Here is an 11,675-nt window from a genome sequence, read left to right as displayed (position 1 = left end):
CCCTCCCTCTGCCAATAATAATTATACACTAACCACTAGCAGTATCATTATATGTCCCCGTCTTCCATTCTTTTGGATTAAGTGGTATAATATTGGCTCATAAGAGAACTGAAACTTAAAAGAAAAGGAAGGTAATTCTCATGAAAGCAATCTCAATCCGAAAAGCCTTTGCGCTTTTCCTGACCACGGCGACTATTTTCGCCACAGCCTCCTGCGCTTCCTCCCAGCCCGGGGAAAGCAAAAGCCCCTCGGGAGAAAGCGCGTCCCGGCAGTCCTCCGGGGAGGAGAGCTCCGGGGACGAGAGCGCCCGGGAGCAGACCTCTTCTCCCAAGAAAAATCTCCTGGCGAACAATGCTTCCGCCCAGGCCCTGGTAGAGAGCTACGGCAGCTTCGCCGAGGCCCATGACGCGTTCACCACCACCCTGGCCAGGCAGGAGAACGACAGCGATGCCGTCCCGGAGCCTCCGGAGGGCCTCTTCGACCTGGTCTCCTACTCCTCCAAGGTGGGCGACCTGGCGGCCTATGTGTCCAGCGACCCCGGCGACGGGGAAAAGCACCCTCTGATCATCTGGGTGGTAGGCGGCTGGGGCAATGGCATCGACGACTTCCCCTGGTGCTATCCGGCCTGGGACAATGACCAGACCGGCTCCGCCTTCTGGCAGGCGGGTGTCCTGACCATGTACCCCTCGTTCCGGGGCGGAAACGGCAATCCCGGCCATTATGAGGCCCTCTTCGGCGAGGTGGACGATATCGTCTCCGCTTACGAGTATGCCGCCTCCCTGCCCTATGTGGATCCGGACCGCATCTACCTGGGCGGCCACAGCACCGGCGCTACCAGGGCGCTTCTGGCCTCCGAGTACACGGACAAGTTCCGGGCGGTCTTCTGCTACGGCGCGGTGGACGAGGTGAAGTACCACAACAACAGCCAGTTCACCTTCGATACGGAGAATGAGGACGAGTTCACCATGCGCTCCCCCATCCACTGGCTGGACAATGTGAAAAGCCCCACCTTCCTCATCGAGGGCAGGGACGGCAATTCCGAGAATCTGGAGCGGATGCAGCAGGCTACGGACAATGAGAACATCCACGGCTATGTCATAGAAGGAGCCGACCATTTCTCCACTTTGGCCCCTCTCACCAGGCTGGCGGCAGAGAAGATCCTGGCGGACACCGGCGAATCCTGCTCCATCTCCATCACCCAGGAGGAGCTGGACGCGGCCATGGCCCGGGAGCCTGAGGTTCCTGTGCCTGTGATGGCTTCCCGCACCATAGACTGGCTGGGACTGACCCTTTCCTGTCCTTATGTGTGGGTGATCGATGATTCCGACGAGGAGGAGACGTCCCTCTATTCCCGCTATGAGGACGACAATGCCTGGGATATGTCCATGCTGTACCTCTCCGGCTTCACCCTGCAGGGCGGAGGGAGCCTGGCAGATCTGAAGGGCCAGTTGACAGAACAGGGCTATGAAGTCACGGATACCACAGTGGGCGGGCTGCCTGCCCTTGACTGCATTGGCAGCCCCCAGGATGACGATGGCAATTCTTTCTATGACCGCTATGTGCTGGTGCAGGACGGAGATGCCTTTGTCTCCCTGGACTACATAATCCACGACAGCTACATGGACGAGGCCGTGCCCCTGTTCCAGAGCATCCTTGACAGCGTGACCTTCGGAACCGCGCAATAAGCTCTGCAAAAAGCGCCGCAGACAGCGAGCATCCCACTTCTGTCTGCGGCGCCTCACGTGTTCCCCTGAGGCGATCCCAAATCCGGCTATTCCGACAGCGACATCTTTTCCCTTATGGCAGCCGCCACATATTCCGCGATGCGCTCCGCCCATTCCCCATCCGGATGGATGTGCCCATGGTCTCTGGCGATCTCCCCGGTAAAGCCGCTCTCATAGTACGAGTCCACGAAGTTCACCCCGCAGAAGCCGCTGATCTTCCTGATGATCTCCCTCTTTATCAGGAGCGCTTCCCGGCCTACGGCAGCCTGGTCGCTCTCGGGGGCGCAGGCCTGCAGGGGAGATGCCACGAAAATCTCCGCCCCGGGGCATCCGCGCTGCAAGGTCTCCACTGCCCAGCGCAGCGCGCTCCCCAGGCTCCTTCTGGTGAGGGCTCCGTATTCCTTTTTGCATACCTGCTCCGTGTCGTCCTCCAGGGGGACGGGGCTCTCCTCCCTCCAGTCCCTGGCTCCGTCATTGGTGGATATGGCGATGTAGATCACCCGGGGGCTGCGCCCCTTGTCCTCTGCCGCCTTCAGCAGGCGCCTCACCTGGTTGGACAATACGTTCTTCGGCGAGAATTCATTGGGCAGATCCTCCAGACAGCAGGGCGTCAATGTCTCCTCCCCGTCATGCCAGTCGGAGCCTGTGGCCCAGCCGAAGGCAAAATTGCCCAAAAACTCCATGCCCAGCTTCCGGCACACCATGGTTCCGATTCCCGTCACCTGCTCGCTTGTGATGCTGTCCCCCAGGCAGGCATACAGCATGCGCTCTTTTCCTCTCATGTACTTCCCCTCCATTCGGGCTCCCGTACCGTCTGTCCGCTATCCCCGGAACCGGTTCAGGCAGGCGTACAATTCCTGAATCCTGGGCTTGGCCAAGCCGCAGGGCACGAAGGAGCCCGCAAAGGGCTTCCAGTTCTGCTTCTCCCAGGCATTCCAGATGGCCTCCACGGTCTGGCGCACGGTCTTCTTTCCGTCCATGACCTCCTCTAAGCCGTACCGCAGCAGATGGGCCAGGGCATTCACCTGCTCCGAATCCAGGAGCTGCTCCAGATAGCGCACATTGACTTCCTCCCTGTCCATGGAGAAGGATTCCAGGCCGAAGGATTTCGTCTTCATGTGCTCATGGCGTCCGTCTCCGCCGCGGTTGCCGCCGCGTCCTCTTCCGCCATGCCCCCTGTCCTCTCCGGAGCCATATCCTCTTCCGTCTGCGCCGTTCCCCCGGCCCTCGGAGCCTCTATACCCCCGGCCTCCTCCCGCACCGCGGGACTCTGCCACGGTAAAGCTCCCGCTCTCCGCGTCGCCTGCGCCGTATCCGATGTTCTTCGTCTCCAGCTCCCTGCCGTCCCATCCTCTCCCTCTGCCCTTCTGGGCTTTCCGGAAGGCCGGGAGCACACGGTCGAAGGCGGGCACCGCAAATCCCGGCGCCTGCACCCTGGGCGCGGCATGCCCCTGGCACAGCCCCTTCACCCGTTCCGTGATGTCCACAGGGCGGTAGCAGTCCATCATCAGGATATGGTCCGCGATGTAGAAGAAGGCCCCGGAGCTGCCTGCCACCAGAATGGTGGAGATTCCCGCTTTTTCATACAGGTCCCCTGCCCGCTCCAGGAAGGGCGTGATGGGCTCCTTGTCCCGGCTGATCACCTGCTGCATGAACTCGTCCCGCACCATGAAGTTGGTGGCGGAGGTGTCCTCGTCAATCAGGAAAAGCCTGGTGCCCGCTTCAATCCCCTCCACCACCGCAGCCGCCTGGGAGGTGGAGCCGCTGGCATCCTCGGTGGTGAATTTCTTGGTGTCCTTCTTATTGGGCAGGTCGTTGATGAACAGGGAGATGTCCACGTTCCGGATAGACCTGCCGTCCTCCGCCCGCAGCTTCAGGGCCGTATCCTCGGTGATGACGAATTCCCGTCCGTCTCCTTCTATGTGGTCGTACACTCCCATCTGGATGGCCTCCAGCAAAGTGGATTTCCCGTGATAGCCGCCTCCCACGATCAGCGTGATGCCCTCCGGGATGGCCATACCGGTAATCTTCCCCCTGTGGGGCAGTTCGAAAGTCCGTTCCATGGACTGGGGGGAGGTGAAGACCACGCTGTCCGCCATGGGCAGGTCGGATATGCCGCTCTTCCTGGGCAGCACGGAGCCGTTGGCCACGAAGGCCACCAGCTTCTCCTCCCTCAGGATGCGCCGCATGGCGCTCTGATCCTCCGCCAGGTGCACCACCCGCTCCAGCTTCTTTCCGTCCAGCCTGGCATAGAACAGGCTGGACTCCACGCAGCGGGGCAGGAAGTCGAAAAGGATCTTGTCCAGCTCCCCCGCGTTGATGGTGCGCCCGAAGGCCGGGAAGCCCACATGGAACCGCACCGTCAGGCCGTCTCCCGTGATCTCGCAGGCACTGCGCTCCAGCACTGCCTGTCCGCAGCGGCTGATGGACAGCAGGCCGCTCTTCCCCGAGCCCTTAGCCTTGAAATTGTACTGTTCGAACTGCTTTCCCACCTGCCTCACCAGGAAGTCCTGCAGGGCGATGCGGGAGCAGTCTTTTGCGTAATAGGCCGCCGGGAATTTCGCCAGCCCGTGGGGGATCTCCACATGGAGGCTGGAGGGGGCGGCGAAGGGATCCCCCTGCACATGGTCGATGACCAGCGTGTACCGGTCGAATTTCCACGCGCCCGCCAGGGATTTGTAGGCCGGGTAGCTCTTATGGTCGATGGAGCGCAATAATGTCCTCAATTCATTCTGTGTCTTCATAGTCGTCCGTTCCTCTCTGATACAGATAAAAAGCGTCTCTGTTCCGCTCTCTATTCTAATATATAAAATACGCCGCGTCAATGCTTACGGATTTGTGTTTCGCGGCTGTTTTATGCTTGACAGATATTACGGTTAGTGATATATTTATTACAGTAAACGTAATAAATATAGAAGGAGGTTCTATGAGAGATTATGGCAAGGGCGGCGCGCTCACGGAGGTGACCTTCTATATCCTGCTGGCCCTCTACACTCCCAGGCATGGCTATGCCGTCATGCAATTCATTGAAGAGAAGACCGGCGGGCGGCTCGTGCTGGGGGCGGGCACTTTATACGGCGCGCTGAACACGCTGGCGGATAAGGGCTGGATCGCTCCCTGGGGAAAGGAGGACAGCGCCACATGCGAGGATAACGCCCCCCGGGGAAAGGAGGGCAGCGCCACATGCGGGGACAACGCTCCCCGGGAAAATGAGGATGCCTCTCCGTCGGACAGCACCCACCGGAAAAACCAGGGCGCCTCGGGCAACAGGGGCACTGCCCCCTGGAAAAGCAGGGACGGAAGGAAGAAGGAATATATGATTACGCCCCTGGGCAGAGAAATCGCCGCAAGGGAATACGGGCGGCTGCAGGAGCTGACCGATGTGGCGGCACATATCATGGATATCCGGCAGACATAAGGCGCACCGCGTACCGTTTTCAGAAAAAGAAGAACGAAGTCAAGAGCATAAGGAGGGATTCTGTTATGGCAAAAAAATATTATCGCTTTTTCGGCAGTTTTCTCATCGCCCAGGAAAGGTGGCTGAACAAGATGGCGGATAAGGGCTATCGGCTGATCCGCACGGAAAAGCTGCTGTATGAATTCGAGGAATGCCCGCCGGCCCGGACGAGATACCGCATGGAGTTCATCGGCGGGAAGTCGAAGCTAAGCGCCGCCCAGTACCGCGCGTTTCTGGAGGGCATGGGCTATCGGGTGTTCTACAAGAACATCAATCTGAACTACTCCGTGGGAAAGGTGCGCCTGCGGCCCTGGGCGGAAAAAGGCGGCCGGATCGCCACCAATTCCACCACCTTCAACCGGGAACTGTTCATCGTGGAGAAGGAGAATGACGGGCGGCCCTTCGAACTCCACTCCACCTACGAGGACAGGATGCAGTACTACAGGAACCTGCGGGCCCCCTGGCTGTTCCTCTTCGCCATGTCCGTGGCGCTGGGGATACTGGCCAGGGCCTGGTTGGGAGGCGTTTTCGCGGTATTTTCCTTGGTTCCGCTGGCGCTGTACCAGCTTGAGCTGATCCGGCTGGGGAAGGAGGCCAGAACCAGGGAATGGTAAGCGAATCGCCCGGCGCATTTTGGACTATCCGTACAATGCAATATGTGTTCTGATATGGTACAATCTTCCTGTTACCGCCCCAATACTGGTGACAGGAAGGGGGTGCTGTTATGGACATATTTCAGTCATTCGTTGTCTCTGTGTTGGCCAGTATAGTAGCATACTATCTGTGCAAGCGGTTGGACGGAGATGAGTAGTCGGTAATCCAGCCCAAGCGTTTCACTTCTCCGCCAAAAAGAAGGAGAAGCCCCGAAAGTACTGAGACTACTTTCGGGGCTTCGTTCCTTTTTGTGCTGTCATGCATATTTCAGTCGTCATAACCGTTTACATTATAGCATATACGGCTTCCGATTACAATATACTAAAAAATTTTTTATACGGATATCGCCACCAAAGGGCTGTTCAGGATCCGCAGCTTCCGCTCCCGCTCCCAGAGCCCGCACAGCTCCCCGAAATACCTGTCCGGATCCGCCATCCACCCGGCAAGGAGATCCAGCTCCCCCAGCTCCTCTTCCGTCAGCCTCTCCAGCCTCCCGTCCAGATAAGCGGGCAGGAAGGTGTATGTCAGCTCCTGATTCATCAATGCATGGAAATCATAGATCAGATAGCGAATCAGCGCGGGAAGGGAGCAGGTTCCCAGACAGTCCGCATAAAGGAACTGCTTCCCGTCCGTCTCCCCCCTGCGCACTGCCAGATAGGCCTGCGCCGCCCAGTCAAAGTTCTCCTGCGGTATGTCGTACTGGGTAAGGGGCATGCCGCTCTCCTCATAGAATCCGTCCGCGTCAAAGGTGATCCAGCGGCCCTCCTCCCGGCTGTAATACTGATTGATCCAATGATCCATGCTGACCCCTTCCCTGAAATAAGGGGCGAACCCGGCACGGCATCTGGCGGGAATGCCTTTGGCTTTCAGGATCGCGCTCATGAGCACGGACACATAGCGGCATGTGACTACTATTTTGTCTTCCGTCTTCCTGTCCCTCACGAACCCGCGCCCGTCCATGCGGAACAGCTCCGCCGTCATGGCCGGGGCCGTCAGCAGGACATCATCCTCGCAGCGCATCCTGTACCAGGGGTATCTGTCCATATCGCCGTAGAGCAGTGTGGCATTGGCATTGGTGTTGCCCTCCTTCAGGGTGACCCTGTGTATCACCTGGCCGCAGACCAGCCTGCCCAGCATGGGAATATCATCCGGCAGGGAGCGGAAATACTCCCCGTAGGCCCCCGCGTATGTATAGGTGCTCGTCTTCCTGTAATGCTCCAAAATATTCTCTTCCATAAGCCGCGTCCTCCGAATCGGTTTTTTCGGCATCTGCCCGGACAGGCTGTCCCGGATGCCATTGCCAGTATAGCATCTACCGCCGCAGCTTTCCTGATTCTGAATGCTTTCTTTTGTCCGCGCCCTTTTCCACCCAGTCCGCCATCTCCCGGAGCCTCCCCAGGCATTCCCGGAAGAACATCCTGTACCCCTCGCAGAAATAGCTCCTGTATCCCTTCTCCTCCGGGTAGAACAGCTTGCTCCTCTGGCATCCGCCCCGGCAGACCCTGTAATACCCGCAGCTCCTACAGACCTCCGAAACCTTCCCGGATTCCTCCACGAACGCGATTTCCCGGCGCTTCGCGTCAATGTGGTCCACCCGGTCCGTGTTGAAATTCCCCAGCCGGTACCTGTCCATCACATAGAAATCGCAGGGGTAGACGCTGCCGTCCGCCTCCACTACCATCTGCATGCCGCAGATGCCCCTCTGCTCGCAGGACTCCGGCATGCGCCCCAGGAGGATGGCCACATAGTTCTCGAACTTGCGGTTGTAGGGCATCCGCCCCCGCCGCCAGTCCTCATGCCACAGCGTGAACAAATCAACCAGAAACCGTCCATAGGCCTCCGGTGTCAGGGAGTGGGGCTCCTGTCCCCATTCCTTCTCCAGGGGATCCAGACACTCGATGTATTGCTGGTATCTCCATCCTTTTTTATCGTAGAACCGATATATCTCTTTGATGTCCTCCGCCACCTGCCTGGTCACCACCGTGAGGATGTTGTACTCCGCCCCGTGCTTCTCCAGCAGCCCTGCTGCGGCCGCCACCCTGTCGAAGGTAGGCCCCATGTCCCCTCTGCCCCGCCGCAGGGAATCATGGATTTCTTTCGTGCCGTCCACGGACAGGCCCACCAGGAACCGGTGCTGGGCAAAAAAGCGGCACCAGTCATCGTCCAGGGCGTAGCCGTTGGTCTGGAAGGCATTTGAGACACGGATGCCCCGCCTGTTGTACAGTTTCTGGTACTCCATGACCTTCCGGAAGAAATCCAGCCCCCGCAGGGTGGGCTCTCCGCCCTGGAAGGCATAGCTGATGGAGCCTTCGGCCCTAAGCAGCGTCCTGCGGATCACGTTCTTCAGGGTCTCCTCCGTCATGAAGCCGTAGGAGGGCTGCGTCCTGTTGCGCATCTCGTCACAGTAGAAGCAGTATGCGCAGCTCATGTTGCAGTTACCCGAGGAGGGCTTTATCATTACGCTAAGTGGTGGCATCTCTTTTTATCTCCTTGTCCGCAGATCCGATTTCTTATAATCAATTTCTTCTAAATCAATTTCTTCTGATTGATTTCCTCTGATCGCCTTCCCTGTTCAGATATGGTATTTCCGAAATAGCTGCTGTTGGAACACCCTGTCAGTGGCCGAGCGGAGCAGATCCTCCTGGCGCCCTTCGGCAAGGAGCAGCTGAATCAGTTTATTGGTGCGCTGATTCCCTCTCTTCTCACCTTTCTTCTCCGCATGCCTTTGTATATCATCCAGCGCTTTGCACATATCCCCTTCCTCCTCTCCGCTCTCCTCATTCAATGTATATCGCAGGCTCTCCCTGAGATCTTTTATATTCGTACAGGCATCGATGACATCCACTGCGCTCCTGGGAATCCTTGAGAAAAAATCCTGGTTTTCCCGGATATATTTCTCGTACCGTTTCCTGGAACCGGTATGCTTCATAAATCCCAGCACATATTTCAGATCCGAGTCCATCTTCTGCAGATCGCTCTCCGGAATGGCGCGCATGGAAATCAGGTTCACCCTGTAATCTCCCACCAGCCCGGCCATCCTCTCCGGCAGCGCCATGATATCCGTCATCATCTCTTTTAATGTCAGGGGCTTGCGCCACTTCTCCTTCCCCCAATACAGGGTCAGATGCAGAATAGGCTCAATCCGGTTTTCTTTTTTATAGCGGTACTTAAAATCGTCCCCTTTCCCATACTTTTCCCGGGAAAGCACATTCCGCTCCTGTACCTCCTCAATCCCCTTTCCATAGGCCAGGCAGTCCAGCTCCATCAGGCGCCATGGATAGGTCAGGTTCACCGAGTCCTGATTCTCCAGGGCCAGCTTGAAGCTTACCCCGCACATGCTGGCATTTCCTATGAAATCCCTCTGGCGGAAGGACAGCTTCCCCCTTGCGTTCCGGACAGTATAGAACCCTTTCGCCTCCACACACTGCCAGTCCTGCGGCAGCTTTTCTCCGATGTAATACTCCAGCACTGAACGTATCCTGTCAGGACGGTTCATATATACCGCCAGTGCATTGTTCGGCTCACCCATTTGCCCTCCTCATATTCATTTTCTGGTATTAAGCAGGGTTTCTGAATGACGGAATTACAGATTGAAAAGCCTTGCAGGCACATGGCCTGGATTTAGAATATCCTGCTCAAAGAATCTGGTTACTGCTTTGAGTATAACATATCCGGTTCCGGGTGGCAATGCTTGTTTTTTTATATACAAATATTTTGTTTTTCGTATATTTTTGTCCTGCGTCACAAGCCAGGCAGCCGCATCTGCCCGTCCCGGCGGCTCTTCATCTTCCGCTCCGTGATTCTGTCCAGCTCTGTCACCCGGCTGCACAACAGCGGCGCGTCCGGATCGTATGCCTGGAGATTGCGGCGGCGGGTAGTTTGGCTGTGGTTGGCATAACAGTAGGCGCAGCCGTTCTGGCAGGTGTCATAGAGCCCTATGTCGATGCTCTCGGCGCAGCCGCAGGCAGGCCGCTGGTTCTTGTCCTTTCCCAGGTCCATGGCGCATCCCAGCAGCGCGGAGGCAAGTCTGTCGTCAATGCAGCGGGCATGCTCTATGCCAAAGGCATCCAGGTCGATGTCCTCCGCGCAGGTGTCTATGTTCAGCTTATGGGCATGGGCAATCCCGGCGAAGCTCTCCGCCAGGGCCTCCTTCTGGCCATGGGACAGCTCATGGACATCCTTCCCCTGGATGCTGCCCCCAATCTTCGGATACAGGTCGATAAAGCTTATGGTGACCTTTTCCGTAAAATCGCCCAGTTTGTCCGCCATATATCCGAATCTTTCCCTGTGCCACTCCACCGGATACCTGCCGTTCACGATGACAGGGTCATACCGCCATATGACCCTGTGCCTGCCCAGCCGCTCCGACAGCCGCCGGAATGTATCCATCCTCTCGTCCAGAGGCGGGAGATTCGCCTCCATATCCCTTCCATAGGCATTCAACGTAAACTGGAAATAGTGCGCATATCCCTCCAGCCGCCCCAGCTTTTCCATCATGGGGGCCGGATTCTTGCTCCAGAACACGATGCAGTCCACCACCTCCGGCGCCAGGCTGATTTTGCTCACCTGGCGGGCGTTCATGGGATTCCTTACATACACATATCCCTCTTCAATCCGCTTCAGGAACCAGTCGGAAAAGAATGCCGGGATATCGGTTCTCCTGCTTGCGCTGATTATCATGTCCCCTCTCAGTCCCCCTTCTCCAGCCTGGCCTTCGCCACTTCCTTCACGATGTACAGAATCGCCACGAACAGCAGCGCCGCCACGGGCCAGATAAAGGCTGTGTACCTCCAGTTGTCGGTATACAGGCCCACGCCCAGGAACAGCGCGGTGACCAGGCACCAGTACACCGCAGGGAAGAAGGATGTCTTCTTATGGAGCGCCTTTTCCTCCACGGTGTAGTCCCCCTCCTGCAGGAGCTTGTCAAAGCTGCCCTGGATGCTGCCCGCCCATACGAACAGGAACACTGCCACAGCTACCATGGAGAGCAGAACTGCCGTACAATAGATGTAGGCCAGGTCTCCCGCGGAAAAGGCTGCCGCCACCATCAGGGGCACCACGCCGATGATGCACAGCGTGACCCCGGCCACGATACAGAAGCGGTACCGCCCCGCGAAATCCTCCTTCCGCTTCCTGACGATTCCCTCCACGCCATACTGCAGGGCCAGCTTCTCCTTCTCCAGATACCGGTACTTTTCCGTGTGCATATCGCCGAGGATCAGAATCGCCACGCCGATGGCCACCAGAATCAGGAGTATGACCATGCCTAAGCCCCCTGCCATGTCCTCGCTTATGGCCGCCGCCCCTCTTACTCCCGCATCCGCGCCGTACTCCGCCAGGCCGCTGAACACGATCATGGGGATGGGGGAGAGGACGCACAGTCCCGCCCCAAAGGCGATCCGCCCCGCCAGCTTTTTGACCAGGCCCATGAATCCGTTGGCCTCCTCCAGGGAGACCGCCCTCTCCTTTGCCGCCTCATAGACGTCCTCGGTCTCGGAAGGCTGCTCTGTCTCCAGCTCTTCCTTCAGAAGATAGTCCGTGCTGACCCCGAAGAGGCTGCTGAGGGCGATAATCTTGTCGATGTCCGGTAATGAAGCGCCGCTCTCCCATTTGCTCACGGACTGCCTGGAGATGTTCAGCTTCTCCGCAAGCTCCTCCTGGGACCATCCGTTCTTCTTCCTCAATGTCATGACCTTATCTGCCAGAATCATATTTTTTCCTGCCGCTCTCCGGCGGCTTTTCCTTTCCGCACCTGCCGTGCCCCTTTCCCGGACGACGTCCCCTTCCGGCCGCCCCGGGATGGAGCAATCGTAGCAAAAAAGCCGGTTGACAACTACCAA

9 protein-coding genes and 1 pseudogene are annotated in these 11,675 nt (G+C 57.9%); 3 read left to right on the top strand and 7 right to left on the bottom strand.

Translation table 11 applies throughout. The features are described 5' to 3' along the window. The first annotated feature begins 140 nt into the window (after window positions 1–140). On the top strand, window positions 141–1,685 hold the full coding sequence (locus tag Q2B33_RS01130) for a S9 family peptidase (RefSeq protein ID WP_300563773.1): 1,545 nt from the start codon (window positions 141–143) through the stop codon (window positions 1,683–1,685). Between the two features lie 86 nt (window positions 1,686–1,771). On the opposite strand, the gene Q2B33_RS01125 is transcribed toward Q2B33_RS01130, so the two are convergent. Together Q2B33_RS01125 and Q2B33_RS01120 are read right to left on the bottom strand one after the other, a co-directional pair. Next, entirely contained in the window at window positions 1,772–2,506 is a 735-nt protein-coding gene (locus Q2B33_RS01125; RefSeq protein ID WP_300563775.1) for an SGNH/GDSL hydrolase family protein, read from the bottom strand. 39 nt (window positions 2,507–2,545) lie between these two features. Next, entirely contained in the window at window positions 2,546–4,468 is a 1,923-nt protein-coding gene (locus Q2B33_RS01120; protein ID WP_300563777.1) for an ABC-ATPase domain-containing protein, read from the bottom strand. Between the two features lie 182 nt (window positions 4,469–4,650). On the opposite strand from Q2B33_RS01120, the pseudogene Q2B33_RS24415 reads away from it, so the two are divergent. After that, window positions 4,651–4,848: pseudogene (locus tag Q2B33_RS24415) on the top strand (PadR family transcriptional regulator); the annotation flags it as partial. Between the two features lie 359 nt (window positions 4,849–5,207). Beyond that, window positions 5,208–5,795 carry a DUF2812 domain-containing protein gene (locus tag Q2B33_RS01110; RefSeq protein WP_300563779.1) on the top strand — a complete coding sequence of 196 codons (588 nt, stop codon included), beginning with the start codon at window positions 5,208–5,210 and terminating at the stop codon, window positions 5,793–5,795. Between the two features lie 373 nt (window positions 5,796–6,168). On the opposite strand, the gene Q2B33_RS01105 is transcribed toward Q2B33_RS01110, so the two are convergent. The 5 genes from Q2B33_RS01105 to Q2B33_RS01085 all read right to left on the bottom strand — a co-directional run bounded on the left by Q2B33_RS01105 (window position 6,169) and on the right by Q2B33_RS01085 (window position 11,546). Beyond that, on the bottom strand, window positions 6,169–7,071 hold the full coding sequence (locus Q2B33_RS01105; protein ID WP_300563781.1) for a transglutaminase-like domain-containing protein: 903 nt from the start codon (window positions 7,069–7,071) through the stop codon (window positions 6,169–6,171). Window positions 7,072–7,147: 76 nt separating this feature from the next. Then, window positions 7,148–8,311: an anaerobic sulfatase maturase gene (locus Q2B33_RS01100; RefSeq protein ID WP_300563783.1), complete on the bottom strand. Its 1,164-nt coding sequence runs from the start codon at window positions 8,309–8,311 to the stop codon at window positions 7,148–7,150. A gap of 96 nt (window positions 8,312–8,407) precedes the next feature. Beyond that, window positions 8,408–9,364 carry an Rpn family recombination-promoting nuclease/putative transposase gene (locus Q2B33_RS01095; protein ID WP_300563785.1) on the bottom strand — a complete coding sequence of 319 codons (957 nt, stop codon included), beginning with the start codon at window positions 9,362–9,364 and terminating at the stop codon, window positions 8,408–8,410. Between the two features lie 212 nt (window positions 9,365–9,576). Next, on the bottom strand, window positions 9,577–10,515 hold the full coding sequence (locus Q2B33_RS01090; protein WP_300563787.1) for a DUF1848 domain-containing protein: 939 nt from the start codon (window positions 10,513–10,515) through the stop codon (window positions 9,577–9,579). An 8-nt stretch (window positions 10,516–10,523) separates the two neighbouring features. Next, window positions 10,524–11,546 (bottom strand): helix-turn-helix domain-containing protein, encoded by a 1,023-nt coding sequence (locus Q2B33_RS01085; protein ID WP_300563789.1) that lies wholly within the window; start codon window positions 11,544–11,546, stop codon window positions 10,524–10,526. Window positions 11,547–11,675 lie beyond the last annotated feature (129 nt).

It is taken from the genome of uncultured Acetatifactor sp. (genome assembly GCF_948601915.1).
GTDB lineage: Bacteria > Bacillota > Clostridia > Lachnospirales > Lachnospiraceae > Acetatifactor.
The sequence above is the reverse complement of the archived record's forward strand: the minus strand, read 5'-3'. Positions and strand labels throughout refer to the sequence as shown.